At 59.0% G+C, this 16,146-nt stretch carries 17 protein-coding genes; 10 read left to right on the forward strand and 7 right to left on the reverse strand.

All coding sequences use genetic code 11. The annotated features are described in order from the left end of the window. The first annotated feature begins 28 nt into the window (after positions 1-28). Positions 29-961, forward strand: a complete 933-nt coding sequence (locus QRN48_RS20780; protein ID WP_037013829.1) for a lipid A biosynthesis lauroyl acyltransferase — start codon at positions 29-31, stop codon at positions 959-961. An 18-nt stretch (positions 962-979) separates the two neighbouring features. After that, positions 980-2,209: a patatin-like phospholipase family protein gene (locus QRN48_RS20785; protein WP_285352871.1), complete on the forward strand. Its 1,230-nt coding sequence runs from the start codon at positions 980-982 to the stop codon at positions 2,207-2,209. Positions 2,210-2,313: 104 nt separating this feature from the next. Here the strand turns inward: QRN48_RS20785 and QRN48_RS20790 are convergent, their stop codons facing one another. The 3 genes from QRN48_RS20790 to mlaY form a co-directional block, all read right to left on the reverse strand. Beyond that, a complete protein-coding gene (locus QRN48_RS20790; RefSeq protein ID WP_037013827.1) occupies positions 2,314-3,168 on the reverse strand; it encodes a pirin family protein in 855 nt (284 codons plus the stop codon). A gap of 312 nt (positions 3,169-3,480) precedes the next feature. Next, positions 3,481-4,215: an MlaA family lipoprotein gene (locus QRN48_RS20795; protein WP_420806908.1), complete on the reverse strand. Its 735-nt coding sequence runs from the start codon at positions 4,213-4,215 to the stop codon at positions 3,481-3,483. Between the two features lie 61 nt (positions 4,216-4,276). Next, the gene (gene mlaY / locus QRN48_RS20800; protein WP_037013825.1) at positions 4,277-5,575 is read right to left on the reverse strand and encodes a lipid asymmetry maintenance lipase MlaY; all 1,299 of its coding nucleotides are present in this window, start codon (positions 5,573-5,575) and stop codon (positions 4,277-4,279) included. Between the two features lie 221 nt (positions 5,576-5,796). Between mlaY and QRN48_RS20805 the strand changes: the two genes are divergently transcribed. Further along, positions 5,797-6,162: a hypothetical protein gene (locus tag QRN48_RS20805; protein WP_191944833.1), complete on the forward strand. Its 366-nt coding sequence runs from the start codon at positions 5,797-5,799 to the stop codon at positions 6,160-6,162. A 609-nt stretch (positions 6,163-6,771) separates the two neighbouring features. Here QRN48_RS20805 and QRN48_RS20810 read toward each other — a convergent pair. After that, positions 6,772-8,376 carry a glycoside hydrolase family 17 protein gene (locus tag QRN48_RS20810; RefSeq protein ID WP_285352877.1) on the reverse strand — a complete coding sequence of 535 codons (1,605 nt, stop codon included), beginning with the start codon at positions 8,374-8,376 and terminating at the stop codon, positions 6,772-6,774. A gap of 361 nt (positions 8,377-8,737) precedes the next feature. On the opposite strand from QRN48_RS20810, the gene QRN48_RS20815 reads away from it, so the two are divergent. The 4 genes from QRN48_RS20815 (at position 8,738) to QRN48_RS20830 (ending at position 12,223) form a co-directional block, all read left to right on the forward strand. Continuing rightward, positions 8,738-9,595 carry a glycine betaine ABC transporter substrate-binding protein gene (locus tag QRN48_RS20815; protein ID WP_037013824.1) on the forward strand — a complete coding sequence of 286 codons (858 nt, stop codon included), beginning with the start codon at positions 8,738-8,740 and terminating at the stop codon, positions 9,593-9,595. A 219-nt stretch (positions 9,596-9,814) separates the two neighbouring features. After that, on the forward strand, positions 9,815-10,126 hold the full coding sequence (locus QRN48_RS20820; RefSeq protein WP_037013822.1) for a DUF485 domain-containing protein: 312 nt from the start codon (positions 9,815-9,817) through the stop codon (positions 10,124-10,126). Then, positions 10,123-11,781, forward strand: coding sequence for a cation acetate symporter (locus QRN48_RS20825; protein WP_037013820.1), 1,659 nt, complete (start codon positions 10,123-10,125; stop codon positions 11,779-11,781). The genes QRN48_RS20820 and QRN48_RS20825 overlap by 4 nt, the downstream gene beginning before the upstream one ends. Positions 11,782-11,965: 184 nt before the next feature. Then, positions 11,966-12,223 (forward strand): hypothetical protein, encoded by a 258-nt coding sequence (locus tag QRN48_RS20830; protein ID WP_194734045.1) that lies wholly within the window; start codon positions 11,966-11,968, stop codon positions 12,221-12,223. Between the two features lie 273 nt (positions 12,224-12,496). Here the strand turns inward: QRN48_RS20830 and QRN48_RS20835 are convergent, their stop codons facing one another. Continuing rightward, positions 12,497-12,655 carry a DUF3309 family protein gene (locus QRN48_RS20835; protein ID WP_092410703.1) on the reverse strand — a complete coding sequence of 53 codons (159 nt, stop codon included), beginning with the start codon at positions 12,653-12,655 and terminating at the stop codon, positions 12,497-12,499. A gap of 319 nt (positions 12,656-12,974) precedes the next feature. Between QRN48_RS20835 and QRN48_RS20840 the strand changes: the two genes are divergently transcribed. The 3 genes from QRN48_RS20840 (at position 12,975) to csrA (ending at position 14,610) form a co-directional block, all read left to right on the forward strand. After that, positions 12,975-13,787, forward strand: coding sequence for an SDR family oxidoreductase (locus QRN48_RS20840; protein WP_191944831.1), 813 nt, complete (start codon positions 12,975-12,977; stop codon positions 13,785-13,787). Between the two features lie 95 nt (positions 13,788-13,882). Beyond that, positions 13,883-14,215 (forward strand): YnfA family protein, encoded by a 333-nt coding sequence (locus QRN48_RS20845; RefSeq protein WP_285352885.1) that lies wholly within the window; start codon positions 13,883-13,885, stop codon positions 14,213-14,215. 197 nt (positions 14,216-14,412) lie between these two features. Continuing rightward, positions 14,413-14,610: a carbon storage regulator CsrA gene (gene csrA / locus QRN48_RS20850; protein ID WP_037013814.1), complete on the forward strand. Its 198-nt coding sequence runs from the start codon at positions 14,413-14,415 to the stop codon at positions 14,608-14,610. A 40-nt stretch (positions 14,611-14,650) separates the two neighbouring features. Here the strand turns inward: csrA and QRN48_RS20855 are convergent, their stop codons facing one another. Together QRN48_RS20855 and QRN48_RS20860 are read right to left on the reverse strand one after the other, a co-directional pair. Beyond that, positions 14,651-14,881, reverse strand: a complete 231-nt coding sequence (locus tag QRN48_RS20855; protein ID WP_285352887.1) for a YheU family protein — start codon at positions 14,879-14,881, stop codon at positions 14,651-14,653. A gap of 74 nt (positions 14,882-14,955) precedes the next feature. Continuing rightward, on the reverse strand, positions 14,956-16,140 hold the full coding sequence (locus tag QRN48_RS20860; protein ID WP_037013810.1) for an osmoprotectant NAGGN system M42 family peptidase: 1,185 nt from the start codon (positions 16,138-16,140) through the stop codon (positions 14,956-14,958). Positions 16,141-16,146 lie beyond the last annotated feature (6 nt).

A 16,146-nucleotide genomic window follows, 5' to 3' on the forward strand; every position in this document is an offset into this window, starting at 1 on the left:
GCCCGCCTTTGTCTTGACGGAAGCTGTAATGGATCGCCCGCGTTTTCGAGCTCATTTTCTTCATCCCCGCTTCTGGCTGCTCTGGCTGGGGCTGGGCTTGCTCTGGCTGATCGTGCAATTGCCGTTTCGCGTGTTGCTGGTGATCGGGCGAGCGTTGGGCTGGGTCATGTACTACCAGGCAACCGACCGCCGGATCATCGCCGCGCGCAACCTTGAGCTGTGTTTCCCGCAGTATTCAAAGGCCGAGCGCAAGCGCCTCCTCAAAGAGAACTTTGCTTCAACCGGGATCGCATTTTTTGAAATGGCCATGAGCTGGTGGTGGAGCCAGCCGCGTCTCGCCCGGCTCGCGCACATCGAAGGCCTGCATCACCTGAAGCAGGCGCAGCTGGACGGGCACGGCGTGATTCTCATGGCGCTGCACTTCACGACACTGGAAATCGGCGCGGCGCTGCTCGGTCAACAGCACACCATCGACGGCATGTACCGGGAGCACAAAAACGCGCTGTTCGATTACGTTCAGCGGCGCGGTCGCGAACGCCATAACCTGGATTCCATCGCCGTCGAGCGCGAAGACGTGCGCGGGATGATCAAGCAACTGCGCAAAGGCCGCGCCATCTGGTACGCACCGGATCAGGATTACGGCGCCAAGCAAAGCATCTTCGTGCCGCTGTTCGGCATCCAGGCCGCCACCGTCCCGGCCACCAGCAAGTTTGCCAAGCTCGGACATGCGCTGGTCGTACCGTTCACCCAGGAGCGCCTGGCCGATGGCAGCGGCTACAAGTTGGTGATTCATCCGCCGCTCAGCGATTTCCCCGGGGAGAGCGACGAGGCGGATTGCATTCGCATCAATCAATGGGTGGAGCGTGCCGTCACCGACTGCCCCGAGCAGTATTTGTGGGCACACCGGCGCTTCAAGAGTCGCCCGCCGGGTGAGCCGAAGCTGTATAAAAAGCGTGGCTGACACCAAGAGCCGATACCCATGACGACCAGCGCCACCGAACAACTAGCCACGCACAATGCCTCGGCCGTACACCCTGGCGTCGAGCCTGTTACCGGGCTGATTCTGTCCGGCGGCGGTGCCCGCGCGGCGTATCAGGTCGGGGTGCTGGCCGGCATCGCCGACTTGCTGCCGGTAGGAGCGAAGAATCCTTTTCCGGTGATCGTCGGCACCTCCGCCGGAGCAATCAATGCGGTAAAGCTCGCCAGTGGCGCCGCCGAATTTCGCACCGCCATCCACGAACTGACCGACTTCTGGCAAGGCTTTCGCAGCCATCAAGTGCTGCGCAGCGACTGGGCAGGTGTGATTCGGCAGGCAGCGCGATTCTTTGCTCGGAGCTTGTTGGGCCTCGGTCGAAAGCAGGTGCCGGTGGCGCTGCTCAACAGTTCGCCACTCAAAGACCTGCTGACCGCACGGCTCAACCTCGACGGCATCGAGGAAGCCATCAATGCCCGGCACCTGCGCGCCGTGGCGATCACGGCGTTTGGCTACGAGTCGGGGCAGGCCGTTACGTTTTATCAGGGCAAGGGCACAATCGATTCCTGGCTGCGCCACCGCCGGATTGGTTTGCCGACGCGGTTGACCGTTGATCATCTGCTCGCGAGCTCGGCGATACCCTTGCTGTTCGCCCCCGTGAAGCTGGGCCAGGAATATTTCGGCGACGGGGCGGTGCGGCAGTCAGCGCCCATCAGTCCGGCACTGCACCTTGGCGCAAACCGCGTGCTGGTGGTGGGTGTCAGCGGCAACCCGCGCGGCCCGGGTGCGAATCCGCCTGTTCAGCGTGCGGTCAGTGGCACGCAGCCAAGCCTGGCACAGATCAGCGGTCACATGCTCAACAGCACGTTCATTGATAGCCTGGAAAGCGACATTGAACTACTGGAGCGTCTGAATCTGGTGAGCCGCATGTTGCCGGCCCCCGGCGCGCCTGCACCGCCAACGTCATCAACGTCAGGCCATTCGCTGGCACCGGTTGAGGTGCTGGTGATTTCCCCCAGCCAGCCGATTGATGAAATTGCCGCCCGCCACCGTCGTGAATTACCGCCAGCACTGCGCACGTTCCTGCGCGGCCCGGGCGCGACCAAGACCAGCGGGGCGGGGGTGCTCAGCTATTTGCTGTTCGAATCGGGCTATTGCAGCGAACTGATCGAACTGGGCCGCCGCGATGCGCTGGCCCAGAAGGATGAACTGATGCGGTTTTTGCGGCTGGATTGAAGGATCGAGCTGTACGATCTGCCGCAGAATCTGGCGTTACCTGCGTGTCCATTGCAGATATACCCCGTTCGTGGGCAAGCGCGCTCCTACACAGTTTGTGGCGATCAGGCCGTCAGTTTGTCGTCCCTGAAATCGCGCAGCGCCTGCTCGATTTCTTCGCGGCTGTTCATCACGAACGGACCGTATTGCACGATCGGCTCGCCCAGCGGTTTGCCTGCGATCAACAGGACGCGGGCGGCTGCGTCAGCACTCAGGTGAATCTCACCGCTTTCCGACAGCCGCGCCAGACGGCTCTGACCCAGCTTTTGCGTTTGGCCAGCGATTTCTACCTCACCTTCGTACACATACAACAGCACACGGTGACCGTCGGCGATGCGCGGCGTGATGTGGCTGCCGGCGGGCATATGGAAATCAAAATACTGCGGCTCGGTGTCCGGGCGCTGCACTGCGCCGGGCTGGGAGGTCTGGCCGTCGTCGAACTGGCCAGCAATGACCACCACCTGAACGCCGTCCCGAGTCGTGATCCGCGGAATGCGCTCGGGCTGAATGTCATCGTAGCCGGCGTCACCCATCTTAGATTTAGCCGGCAGGTTGAGCCAGAGCTGGAAGCCGCGCATGGCGCCTTCTTCCTGTTCGGGCATTTCACTGTGAATGACCCCACGCGCCGCCGTCATCCACTGCACGCCGCCGCCTTGCAGCAGACCCACATTGCCCATGTGGTCCTCGTGCCGCATGCGGCCTTCGAGCATGTACGTCACGGTCTCGAAACCGCGGTGAGGGTGCGGCGGGAAGCCGGCAATGTATTCGTCGGGGTTTTCAGAACCGAACTCGTCAAGCATCAGGAACGGATCGAAGGATTCGATGCCCGGCCCGCCGAAGACGCGGGTCAGCTTGACGCCAGCGCCGTCCGAGGTCGGTTGGCCCGCCTGGATTGACAGCACTTTACGAAATTGAGTCATGGGGCTCACTCCGGCAGATTGGAATGGCACCTATGGTAGGCCAGTCGAAGCGATGAATGGGTGAGGTTTTTGCGGGGGAATGATCGGGTTTGGTGATGGGTTTGAGCGACGTGTGACAGTGAGCTTGCTCACGAAGAGGCCCGAAAATCCGACATATCTCCACATGCCGGACCGCACGTGTAGGACTGGCTTTAGCCGGGAAGACGCCGGCATTAACACCACGAATTTGATGGCGTGCCGACGGGCCTCTTCCCGGCTGAAGCCAGTCCTACAGGGATTGCTGCCAGCAGCGCCGGCAGCGTTCAGATCAAGTTACTCGGAAACCTGCAGCTTGCGGGCTTCGGTGTACACGTAACGCACTTTCTCGTACTCGAACGGCGAATCCATCTGCCCGTATCTGAAGCTGGTGGTGTAGCGACGGTCGATGGCGCGCAGCAGGTACAGCTCAGGGTGGTCTTCGCTGACCTGCGCCACGTTGAGGAAGTTGATCTGCGATTCGGCGGTGAAGTCGAACACCAGACCACCGGTGTCACGCAGGTTCGACGGGCCCAGGATAGGCAGGACCAGGTACGGGCCTGCCGGCACGCCATAGAAGCCCAGGGTCTGGCCGAAGTCTTCGCTCTGCTTCTTCAAACCCATCATGGTGGCCGGGTCCCACAGCCCGGCAATGCCCAGCGTGGTGTTGACGATCAGGCGGCCGGTGGTTTCCATCGAGCGCTTGCCCTTGAACTGCAGCAGGCTGTTCAGCAGGTTGGGGACGTCGCCCAGGTTGCTGAAAAAGTTGCTGACGCCGGTGCGCACGAAGCTTGGGGTCACGTATTTGTAACCGTTGACCACTGGCAGAAACACCCACTCGTCGAAGCGGTAGTTGAAGTGATAGACCCGACGGTTCCACGATTCAAGCGGATCGTAGACGTTCAGCGCGTTGAGCGACGAGCGCTCGAACTCTTGAGCATCAAGACCCGGGTTGAATTTCAGCGACTTCAACGGCTCGGTGAAGCCATCCGGGTTATCGATCCGCTGGACCGGGGCTGCCTGGGAAACGATCGGCGCGTCGGCCGCGTGGACGGCGCCAGCGCAGAGGAAGGCGGCGATAAGCAATAGACGTTTAGCCACGGAAAAACTCCAGCATGGCGTCGCTGTTGACGCGATAGTTCATGTTGCCGCAGTGACCGCCGTAAGGGTAAACGGTCAAGCGATCGCCAAAGGTCGTGCGCAGGAAACCGAGGTCGCCCGGGCCGAGGATCACGTCGTCGGCGTTGTGCATCACAGCGATCTTCTTGCTGCTCGCCAGGTAATCCTTCAGCGCGTACAGGCTGACTTGATCGACCAGTTGCAACAGGCTGCCGCCGTCAGTGCGAGCTCGCCACATCGGGATCACCTGCTCGGTGACGTAGCAGTCGAAATCGCACTGCAGCGCGCGCTTGAGGAACGGTGTCAGGCTGGTGCCTTCACTGATCGGCGTTTTCGGTGGAGTGATCAGGCCGCGGCGGTTGATCAGGTCCGAGGTGAACGCAATGTCGGCCGCCGAGAAGCGGAACGATGTACCGATCAACATGGCCATTTGTTCGTTGGAGAGGTGCTGCTTGGACTGCTGGAAGTCATAGAGCAGTGCATCGTTGAGGTCGATGTAACCCTTCTCACGGAAGTAACGGGTCAGCTTTTGCAGCACCAGCTCATAAAAGGTCGTGCTGTTGGTGATGCCCTTGACGTCGGTCTGAACCATCTTGTCGAGGTTGGTGATCGACGTGTAGAGGTTCACTGGCGGGTTGATCAACAGCACTTTCTTGAAGTTGAAACTGCGGCGGGTCTCGTCGAGTTTGCTGACGAATGCCGCATCAAGCGCGCCGAGGCTGTAACCGGTGAGGTAGTACTCGGTCACCTGCAATTTGGTCTGCTGAGCACGCACCGCCTGCATGACGCGATAGAGGTCTTCGGCGTCTTCCTTGGTCACGCCGGGGGTGGCAAAACGTGAGGCAGCGCTCATGAAGTCATAGCTGGTGGGCGATGACAGCTGAACGACGTTGTAGCCTGCTCCGTAGTAGAGCTTCTTCAGGTATTCATTAAGGGTGCTGTTGTACGGCGCGCCTGTGCCGGCAATCAGGAAGATCAGCGGTGCAGGGTGGTCTTGTTTGGCGAGGCGGTAACGCAGTTTTTTCACAGCCCAGAAATTGTCCGGCAGTGTGAACTCACGCTCCGGGCGCATGGTGAGGCTGTAATCGTCCTGATCGATGTCGGCATCTTCAGGCACCTTGGCACGCAAATCCGGTGGGGTCGTGGCGATAGTCGCTTCGAACGGATTGGTCAAAGGGTAGCCATAGCTGGACGGATCGATATCGACCGCCATCACGGACGCACTCAAAAACAGGCCGCCAGAAAGGGCGGCGAGGCGCAGAAAACGAAGCATGACTAAATCCCTTGGGAAAGAAGTGCTGTTGAAATACGCAGGCTATGACACAGGTGTAGTGCCAAAGTGCCGTGACGGCGAGTGACTCTCGCATGACCCTTCGCGACGATACAGGTTATGGCAGTTCTGGCCTGTCTGCTCGTGCTTTTTTACCACCTTGTGGTTTTGCCCGGGTCGCTGCGGCTATGCTGCGCGCCGTCGGTTATTTTCTGGAGTCTGTCGTGTCGCGTCGTTTGCCGTTGGTGGTGCTTTTATTCGTTCTGTTGCTGTGGCTCGCCGCCAGCTACGGCCTGCGTTACGGCCTGATGGAAGACGTGCAGTGGGTGGGGATCTGCGTGGACGAGGCGTCGAAATGGCAGTGCCAGGTCCGCTCCAGGCTGGGCCTGTTGATCCATTTCGGTGTGTTCGGGTGGGGCGCCCTGGCGGCGGCAGGGGTTGCGTTCTTTGTTCCGCGTCAGGTTGGACGAGCGCTCGCCGTCGTTGGGCTGCTTCTGGGAATACTTGCGCTGGTGCTGTACACGGCCAGTCTGGCGGTCTTTGCAGTGGTGATTGCCGGGTTGCGACTGGTACGTCGTCAACAGCCCTGACTTCACAACGGGCCCGGGTTCAAGAACCAAAAGCCAAGAGCCAAACGCCAGACAGCATAAAGGGGAGCCGAGGCTCCCCTTTAAATCGTTGCACGTGCTCTTTCTTATTGTTCTAGGGCGGTCTGTTGTTGTTATTGGCAACCGGTCCCTCTACAGCGTCTTCAGTGATCCCCATTCGGGATACAAGAGCAAACGTATTTTTTTGAGCGCTGATCTGCTTTGATTCCTCTTCTGCGAGAGGTCATCCAACCCGTACTGGCCGCTACCTGAGGGTAGTTTTATTATTCTCTGTCGGGCTGCGAGGCCTGGGCCTCGGTAAAGCATGTCTACTCCAAAAAAATCTGTTGGCTGCGTCTCTGTGCCGTTGTTCTTGTTATGTCAGAGCCGATTCATCTTATTTTTATTGGGTTTTCACATTTTGTTCTTGTTATGCAGGAGATATAGCAGGCTGCGTGCCAACTTTTGAAATGTGTTTAAAAACAGTAAGTTAAGAAATCCAATGATGATGCGGTTGTCAGATGTAACGGATTTCTGTTTCCGTGTTACCCGCTTGGCAACCCTGACGTCGCGCAGCGGTAACACAATGTATCCGCCACACCGCACACTCGGTTACACAGCGCCCGTGCTTATACCCACCGCTTCGCTCGGCGCCTGCACCGCCACCGCAGTGCTGATCCGCACGCTGCGCCAGAGTGCCAGCGCCATGGTCAGACTGACAGCCGCCCATGCCCACGCCTGTGGATTGCTCAGCCCTTCGCGGAACAACTGAGGCACGATCCCGGCGGCGACGATGAACATCAGCAGGCTGATTTCCCTGCGCGGCGCGGCGACCGGCCGAATTAGATAGACCAGGGCGGGCAGCCACAGCGTTGCCGTCGGAAAGCTGCGGTACCGTGGATCGAACACCATTGCCAACATCATCACGGCGGCTGCAAAACCGCTGGCGTACAACCACCCTCCGGCGCGCGCGTCCAGCCAGAAGAAGGCACGCTCGCGCCAGCCCGCCCTGGCTGACAACGCCAGCGCGGCATGGGCCAGCACCACGAGGTTCAGCGCCACCAGCGCCGTTGCCCAGAGGTACTCACCGGCGAAGCGACTGGTCACCCGAGCCAGCTCACCCCACGTGCCTATGCAGCAACCTGCGAACACCGCAAGCAATGGAAGCAGCAGTGCATTGCGTGGCTGCGTCACGCGGCCAGCCCACGCCAGCGTCAGCAGGGCGATGACCCCACTCGCGATCAGCCAGTACGGCCACAACGGTAGATTGGAAACCGGCCCGGCCAGCACCCCTTTGTCCTGACGGTCAGCATCGAACAAACCCCAGTACCCGCCCACCGCACCTTCCGACTGACGCTTCCATGGCTGATCGAATGCCTCAATCAGGTTGTAATGCCAGCCGTTTTGCTCGGCCATGGCGACAAAGCTGCGAATGAATACCGCCTCGTTGACTCGGCTGGGCAGTGCGGTCTCTCGCTGGCGGCCTTCGCTGGGCCAACCGGTCTCACCGATGAGAATGTCCTTGGGCGCGAATTTCTGGCCGAAGGCTTCGCGGATCTGCGCAACATGAGCCAGCGCCTTGTTGATGCCGGTAGGGTCATCCTCCCAGTAGGGCAGCAGGTGAATGGTCAGGAAATCCACGGCGGGCGCAACTTCCGGGTATTGCAGCCAGTATTCCCAGACGTCGGCGTAGGTCACCGGCTGTTTGACCTGCGCTTTCACCTGGCGAATCAGCGTGGCGAGCTGTGCGCCGGTCACTTCCTTGCGCAGCAGGCTTTCGTTACCCACGATCACCGCCGTCACCACATCCGGGTGAGCGTTCGCCGCCTTGATCAGCGCGTTGACTTCCTTGGCGGTGTCGACCGGGTTGCCATTGACCCACGCGCCAAGCATGACTTTGAGGCCGTACTTGCGCGCGATGTCCGGGATCGCCTCCAGCCCCGTCATTGAATAAGTGCGGATGCAATCGAAGCGCGTCGCCAGCAGGGCGAGGTCTGCGTCCATGCGCGCCGGTCGCAGGGTGAACGGCTGGTCGAACGGCGATTGGTCCTTGTCGAAAGGGGTATAGGACGCACATTGCAGCTTGTGCGTTGGTGTGGCCGCGTCGGGAAGGATCACCGGCTTGCCCAGCCAGTACCAATAGCCGCACAGGCCCGACAAGGCGATCACACAGGAAAACAGATACAGGAACAACGGCGAGCGTGAGGTAACGGACATGATGGGGCCGAAGTGAGGCGAAGGCCGGCATAGTAGCAAGATGACGCACCGGCATACCTCATCCGGGCAGCACTTTCGCCAGGCATGCAAGTTCCGGACGAATTGTCGGCCTCTTTGCGACCTCTCTGTCGTTGATGGCCTGGTGATGTCGTTTAACGGGTGAGTGGGCGTCGCTGGCAGGAAAGGCGCAAGGTGTGCGGGGGTTGATGATCAATCGGCCTGGCAGCGGTTGCGCCTGCGCAGGCACGTGGTGGAAGCGTGAAACGCGTGACTCGCCCTGAACAGGGGCACGAGTGCGACGTTATAAGAACGTTAACGATGCCCGACCGCCGTCGGGTTCTGGACTACCGGGGAAGTGAATATGACGATGCGAAAAATCCTGGGCGTCGGTGCCGCGCTGGCACTGGCCATCAGTTCCACGCTGGCCTTGGCCGACGCCAAACCCGAATTGAGCATCGGCTATGTCGATGGCTGGTCCGACAGTGTCGCTACCACTAACGTGGCCGCCGAAGTGATCAAGCAAAAGCTGGGTTATCCGGTGAAGCTGCAGGCCGTCGCGGCCGGGATCATGTGGCAGGGTGTCGCCACCGGCAAACTGGACATGATGCTGTCTGCCTGGCTGCCCGTGACCCACGGCGAGTACTGGACCAAAAACAAAGACAAGGTCACTGACTACGGCCCGAACTTCAAAGACGCGAAAATTGGCCTGATCGTGCCCGAATACGTCAAGGCCAACTCGGTAGCGGATCTCAAAACCGACGAGTCCTTCAAGAAAAAGATCGTCGGCATCGACGCCGGTTCTGGCGTGATGATCAAGACCGATCAGGCCATCAAGGATTACGGTCTGGACGGTTACAAACTGCAGGCGAGTTCTGGTGCCGGCATGATCGCCGAGTTGACCCGTGCCGAGAACAAGAAGGAGTCCATCGCGGTGACGGGGTGGGTGCCGCACTGGATGTTCGCGAAATGGAAGTTGAAGTTCCTCGAAGACCCGAAGGGCGTCTACGGCGCAGCTGAAACCGTCGACAACATCGGCAGCCTGGAACTGGCCAAGAAGGCCCCGGACGTGGCGGATTTCCTGAAGAAATTCCAGTGGACCGACAAGGACGAGATCGGCGAAGTCATGCTCGCGATCCAGGACGGCGCCAAACCTGACGCCGCCGCCAAGGCCTGGGTCGCCAAGCACCCGGACCGGGTCAAGGAGTGGACCGGTAAGTAATCGGTCACCAAGATTTAACGAGTTATCGAACCGCCTGGTGAGCAATCACCAGGCGGTTTTTTATTGAGCCCACCATGACCCGGCACCGGCGGTGGACAAAACAGGCAATCGCGCGCATTTCAACTAATGTCGTTCTAATACTAAGGTCGTCTGGAGTGCTTCGCAGAGCGGACTAAAGTGCAAACCGTGACATCCATCTGTGCTGCGAGGACAAAAACAATGAACGACAGCATTTACCTCTCGATTCAGAACAGCCCGCGCTTCAAGGAGCTGGTCTCGAAAAGGGAACGATTCGCCTGGATTCTCTCGGCAATCATGCTTGGGCTCTATGCCGCCTTTATCCTTCTGATTGCGTACGGCCCCCATATTCTGGGAGCCAAGCTCAGCGCTACCTCGACCATCACCTGGGGAATGCCGATCGGCGTCGGGCTGATCGTGTCCGCGTTTGTGCTCACCGCGATCTACGTTCGCCGGGCCAACGGTGAATTCGATGATTTGAACAACGCGATTCTGAAGGAGGCACAGCAATGATCCGGCGCCTGCTTGCGGCCTTCGGCCTTGCTGCTTTCGCACCGACCCTCTGGGCAGCCGACGCGCTGACCGGTGCGGTGCAGAAGCAACCGTTGAACGTGTCGGCGATCGTCATGTTCGTGGTCTTCGTAGGGTTCACGCTCTACATCACTTACTGGGCGTCGAAAAAGAACAAGACTGCGTCGGACTACTACTCGGCAGGCGGCAAGATCACCGGTTTTCAGAACGGCCTGGCCATCGCCGGTGACTACATGTCGGCGGCGTCCTTCCTGGGGATCTCCGCGCTGGTGTACACCTCCGGCTACGACGGTCTGATCTACTCCATCGGCTTCCTCGTCGGCTGGCCGATCATCCTGTTCCTGATCGCCGAGCGCCTGCGTAACCTGGGCAAGTACACCTTCGCTGACGTAGCGTCGTATCGGTTGAAGCAGAAGGAAATCCGCACCCTGTCCGCCTGCGGTTCGCTGGTGGTGGTGGCGTTTTACCTGATCGCGCAGATGGTCGGCGCCGGCAAGTTGATCCAGCTGCTGTTCGGTCTGGATTATGCGGTGGCGGTGGTGCTCGTCGGTATCCTGATGTGCCTGTACGTGCTGTTCGGCGGCATGCTGGCCACCACCTGGGTGCAGATCATCAAGGCAGTGATGTTGCTGTCCGGTGCGTCGTTCATGGCGCTGATGGTGATGAAACACGTCAACTTCGACTTTAACGTGCTGTTCTCCGAAGCCGTGAAAGTTCACCCCAAAGGTGAAGCGATCATGAGCCCGGGCGGTCTGGTGAAAGATCCGATTTCGGCGTTCTCCCTGGGCCTGGCGCTGATGTTCGGTACTGCGGGTCTGCCTCACATCCTGATGCGCTTCTTCACCGTGAGTGATGCAAAAGAAGCCCGTAAATCGGTTCTTTACGCAACCGGCTTCATCGGCTACTTCTACATCCTGACCTTCATCATCGGCTTCGGCGCGATCTTGCTGGTGAGCACCAACCCGGCTTTCAAAGACGCGGCCGGCGCGCTGTTGGGTGGTAACAACATGGCAGCCGTTCACCTGGCCGATGCGGTCGGTGGCAGTCTGTTCCTGGGCTTTATCTCGGCGGTGGCATTCGCGACCATCCTGGCGGTGGTAGCGGGTCTGACCCTGGCGGGTGCTTCGGCGGTGTCCCATGACCTGTACGCCAGCGTCATCAAGGCAGGCAAAGCCAACGAGAAAGATGAAATCCGTGTGTCGAAGTACACCACCGTTGCGTTGGCGGTTGTGGCGATCCTGTTGGGCATCGCGTTTGAAAGCCAGAACATTGCCTTCATGGTTGGCCTGGCGTTCTCGATTGCAGCAAGCTGTAACTTCCCCGTGTTGTTGCTTTCGATGTACTGGAAAAACCTGACCACCCGCGGTGCCATGATCGGCGGCTGGATGGGCTTGATCAGTGCGGTGGTGTTGATGATTCTCGGCCCGACCATCTGGGTGCAGATTCTTCACCACGAGAAGGCGATCTTCCCTTACGAGTACCCGGCGCTGTTCTCGATTGCGATTGCATTCATCGGGATCTGGTTCTTCTCGATCACTGACAAGTCGAAAGCAGCAGAGGGTGAGCGTGCGTTGTTCTTCCCTCAGTTCGTGCGTTCCCAAACGGGCCTGGGCGCCAGCGGTGCGGTGTCGCACTGATCTGACGTAGGCTCGCTTCAAAAACGCCCCGATTTTCGGGGCGTTTTCGTTCGTGTAACTGTTCTTTTTAGCCGCAGGCTTGAAAAAGATTGAACCGGTTGCGGGCCGCTTCGCCTAATGATTAGCGTGTGGATACTCCCACAGGCCTTGTGCCAATACCGGCACTCTCCGAGAGGTGGTTAACGTGGCTAAAGACGAAAAGAAAAGTAAAAGCGAAGCTTCGAAAGCCAGCAAAGACCTGAAAGATAAGAAGGCGTCACCGGCGAAGAAATCAGCCGCTGCTTCAGCGCTTTCCAAGTCCTCAGAGAAGAAAGACAAAAAGAAAGAAGCCGAACCTAAAAAAGCCGCAAAGAAGGCAGACAGCAAGCCGGAGAAGGCAAAAAAGTCGGATAAGGCAGAAAAAGCAGAAAAGGCAGACAAGCCTGCAAAGAAGAAAAAGTGACAGCTGCACGCTGCTAGGGCGCCACGCCCTAGCTTCCCCCCGCAACGCCTTCTACATCCCTCCGCCAGCCCGTTATGAATCCCGTTGCACTGCGCTCAGTCCATTCGAGCTTCACAGGTGCGAGTGAGTACGTCCGGTTTTAGAAGGCAAGGTGCAGGTCTACTCCAATGTTACTCAGTGGTACTTATACCCTCCGGCTGCCGCGCAAGAGTTAACTTTTACCCATAAAAAAACCGCGCCGAAGCGCGGTTTTTTATCACAACTGTTTACCCGTTATATCCTGCCCAGTAATACCAGAATCAGCAGGATCACCAGGATCGTACCGATAATGCCCGACGGGCCATAGCCCCAGCTCCGGGAGTGCGGGAATACTGGAAGTCCGCCGATTAACAGCAGGATCAGGATAATGATCAGAATTGTGCCGATGCCCATGACGAGTTCCTTCTAGTGTTCTTGGAAGATGGCTATGCAGTCCACTCTGTCACCCCATGAGGCTGATCATTGTGCTGCTTGATGAATCCGACTGTCCGGTTAATCAAAAGGTTCTAATGCCCGGAAATAAAAATAAACATTTTTAAAGTGCCCGTACGTGTCACTAAACGCGCTTATTTACGGAATTCACCCAAAAGCGTGAAAAACACCCTCAAAATACAGGTTTGCCTCCCATATTCAGCGAGTGGATTAAGGGTTTGTCAGACAATCCGTCTGTTTACACTCTGCGTACTTCTTCATCACCCACAAGGCGTTCGCTATGCATAACCGCATCATGATCACCGGCGCAGGGTCCGGGCTGGGCCGCGAAATCGCCCTGCGCTGGGCACGCGAAGGCTGGCAACTGGCGTTGTCCGATGTCAGCGACGGGGGGTTGCAGGAAACTCTGCGCCTGGTGCGCGAAGCGGGCGGGGAGGGGTTCATTCAACGGTGTGACGTCCGCGACTACAGTCAACTCACCGCTTTCGCGCAGGCCTGCGAACAGAAGCTTGGCGGGATCGATGTGATCGTCAACAACGCGGGCGTGGCATCCGGCGGCTTCTTCGGCGAGTTGTCGCTGGAGGATTGGGATTGGCAAATCGCGATCAACCTGATGGGCGTGGTCAAAGGCTGCAAAGCGTTCTTGCCGCTACTGGAACAGAGTAAAGGCAAGATCATCAACATTGCTTCCATGGCGGCGTTGATGCAAGGGCCCGCCATGAGCAATTACAACGTTGCCAAGGCTGGCGTGGTTGCATTGTCTGAAAGCCTGCTGATCGAGTTGCGCCAGCAGGAGATCGGTGTGCATGTGGTATGTCCTTCGTTCTTTCAGACCAACTTGCTGGATTCTTTTCGCGGCCCGACGCCAGCGATGAAGGCCCAGGTTGGCAAGTTATTGGAGAGCTCACCGATCAGCGCAGCTGACATCGCCAACTACATCTATCTGCAGGTGGCCAGCGGTGAGTTCATGATTCTGCCCCATGAGCAAGGACGAATGGCCTGGCAACTCAAGCAGAAGAATCCGCAGTTGCTCTATGACGAGATGGCCAGCATGGCGGAGAAAATGCGCGCTAAAGCCAACTCAGGCAGATGAGCCAGACAATTGAAACGGTGGCGGGTCGAGCGATTCCGGGGGTTGATTTCTGATAGGGTTGCCCCTGTTTTTGGCTGTCCTGAACGAGGCTCACCGTGCTCAATTACCTGTGGTTCTTCCTTGCAGCCCTGTTTGAAATCGCCGGGTGTTATGCCTTCTGGATGTGGTTACGACAGGGCAAGAGCGCGTTGTGGGCGATCCCTGCGCTAATCAGCCTGACCCTTTTTGCAGTGCTCCTGACTAGGGTCGAGGCCACCTACGCGGGGCGCGCCTATGCGGCCTACGGTGGTATTTACGTTGTTACCTCCATCGCCTGGCTCGGCATTGTCGAGCGCGTCCGCCCATTGGGGTCGGACTGGCTTGGCCTCGGCCTTTGCGTCATCGGTGCTACCGTCCTTCTGCTAGGCCCTCGCTGGTCGGCGAGTTGAGTACCCGCGAGAGTTGAATCACCTCAGCCTGCCTCGCGGTTGTCCGTCCGCCAATCGTTTATGGCCTGGCGTAGGAAATGTCCGTCGGTCATGTACCCATCTGGTTGAAGGACGTTACTGATTTCGCTTCGGCGCATTGCTGCGCCATGAGCGGAGCGTCAATCTGCCCCCTCGGTTCAGCCAAGGGAGTAGGACGTATGCTGGTATTGACGCAGGAAGTCGGAGAGACCTTCGCCATCGACGAGGGCATTACCATCAAGATTCTGGGCATCAGCGGCAACGAAGTCCGCCTGGGCATTGAAGCCCCCTCTCAGGTGAAGATTCACCGGGCCGAGGTGTTGCGAAGAATTGCGTCACGCTTACAGCAGCGAGCCAACCGAACACCGGGGAACTGACGCGCGAGCCCTGGAGAGCCACGAGACAGGCTAAGCGGGGTTACTCCTCGAAATACTCTTTAGGCACGTCATGCTTGAGCATCAGTTGGCACTGTTGGGTGTCCATGTCGAAAAAAATCACCGCCTGACCTTTACTGAGCGCATGCCGCACGCGCAGCACCCGGGTTTCGAGGGGCGTTTCATCACCGTTGTCGGTGCCATCGCGGGTCACGAAGTCTTCGATCAGACGGGTAAGCGTGTCGGCTTCGAGTTGGTCGTAGGGGATCAGCATGGGTTTCTCGGCAATCAGAAAGTCGCGGGGCGCAGATGCTAACGCGCCCCGCGCTGGCAGGCTATGGCCGTGGATCAGCGCTGCCCGACCAATGTATCCACTGAAGGCACCCGCGTGTCGCTTTCCATTTGCGCGTCATGTTCCAGTTGATGGCTGAAGTTTTCCAGCGACGCGTTGGAAGGGTGCGCGTCGCTGGCGAACACCGGCGGGCTCATGATGTAAGCCGTGAGCAGGCGGCTTAGCGTGCTCAGGCTGTCAATGTGCGTGCGCTCATAACCATGGGTTGCGTCGCAGCCGAACGCCAGCAGGGCAGTCCGCGTGTCGTAGCCGGCAGTGATCGCCGAATGCGCGTCGCTGTAGTAATAGCGAAACAGGTCACGGCGCACGCTCAACTCGTTCTGCTCGCCCAGGCGCAGCAGATGCCGAGACAGGTGATAGTCATAAGGGCCACCGGAATCCTGCATCGCGACGCTGACAGCATGCTCGCTGGAGTGCTGACCCGGGGCGACAGGCGCAATGTCGATGCCGACGAATTCACTGACGTCCCACGGCAGGCTGCCCGCAGCGCCACTGCCGGTCTCTTCGGTAATGGTGAACAGCGGGTGACAATCGATCAATGGCTCGACGCCGCTGTCGACAATGGCCTTGAGCGCTGCCAGCAGTGCGGCCACGCCAGCTTTGTCATCCAGGTGCCGGGCACTGATATGGCCGCTGTCGGTGAACTCGGGCAGTGGATCGAACGCCACGAAATCGCCAATGTTGATGCCCACCGATTCGCAGTCCGCGCGGGTGGCGCAGTACGCGTCAAGGCGCACCTCGACATGGTCCCAACTGATGGGCATGGTGTCGACGGCGGTGTTAAACGCATGCCCGGAGGCCATCAGCGGCAACACGCTGCCCCTGATAACGCCGTTGTCGGTGAATACGCTGACTCGGCTGCCCTCGGCAAATCGGCTGGACCAGCAGCCGACGGCCGCCAGGCCCAGACGCCCGTTGTCCTTGACCTCGCGCACACTGGCGCCAATGGTGTCCAGGTGCGCGGACACGGCTCGGTCGGGGCTGTTCTGTTTGCCTTTCAACGTGGCGCGAATGGTACCGCGGCGGGTCAATTCGAACGGAATGCCCAGTTCTTCAAGACGCTCGGCCACGTAGCGCACGATCGTATCGGTAAAGCCGGTTGGGCTCGGAATCGCGAGCATTTCCAGCAGGACTTTCTGCAGATAATTCAGATCCGGTTCAAGGATGTTCGCAGTCGTCATAGGGAC

The organism is Pseudomonas sp. ME-P-057, assembly GCF_030208975.1.
Lineage (GTDB): Bacteria > Pseudomonadota > Gammaproteobacteria > Pseudomonadales > Pseudomonadaceae > Aquipseudomonas > Aquipseudomonas lutea.

Coding starts and splice junctions, on each gene's coding strand:
- QRN48_RS20825 (WP_037013820.1), top strand. CDS start 10,123: ATGATCCGGCGCCTGCTTGCGGCCTTCGGCCTTGCTGCTTTCGCACCG.
- QRN48_RS20790 (WP_037013827.1), bottom strand. CDS start 3,168: ATGACTCAATTTCGTAAAGTGCTGTCAATCCAGGCGGGCCAACCGACC.
- QRN48_RS20855 (WP_285352887.1), bottom strand. CDS start 14,881: ATGCTGATCCCCTACGACCAACTCGAAGCCGACACGCTTACCCGTCTG.
- QRN48_RS20785 (WP_285352871.1), top strand. CDS start 980: ATGACGACCAGCGCCACCGAACAACTAGCCACGCACAATGCCTCGGCC.
- QRN48_RS20840 (WP_191944831.1), top strand. CDS start 12,975: ATGCATAACCGCATCATGATCACCGGCGCAGGGTCCGGGCTGGGCCGC.
- csrA (WP_037013814.1), top strand. CDS start 14,413: ATGCTGGTATTGACGCAGGAAGTCGGAGAGACCTTCGCCATCGACGAG.
- QRN48_RS20860 (WP_037013810.1), bottom strand. CDS start 16,140: ATGACGACTGCGAACATCCTTGAACCGGATCTGAATTATCTGCAGAAA.
- QRN48_RS20780 (WP_037013829.1), top strand. CDS start 29: ATGGATCGCCCGCGTTTTCGAGCTCATTTTCTTCATCCCCGCTTCTGG.
- QRN48_RS20810 (WP_285352877.1), bottom strand. CDS start 8,376: ATGTCCGTTACCTCACGCTCGCCGTTGTTCCTGTATCTGTTTTCCTGT.
- QRN48_RS20815 (WP_037013824.1), top strand. CDS start 8,738: ATGACGATGCGAAAAATCCTGGGCGTCGGTGCCGCGCTGGCACTGGCC.
- mlaY (WP_037013825.1), bottom strand. CDS start 5,575: ATGCTTCGTTTTCTGCGCCTCGCCGCCCTTTCTGGCGGCCTGTTTTTG.
- QRN48_RS20820 (WP_037013822.1), top strand. CDS start 9,815: ATGAACGACAGCATTTACCTCTCGATTCAGAACAGCCCGCGCTTCAAG.
- QRN48_RS20835 (WP_092410703.1), bottom strand. CDS start 12,655: ATGGGCATCGGCACAATTCTGATCATTATCCTGATCCTGCTGTTAATC.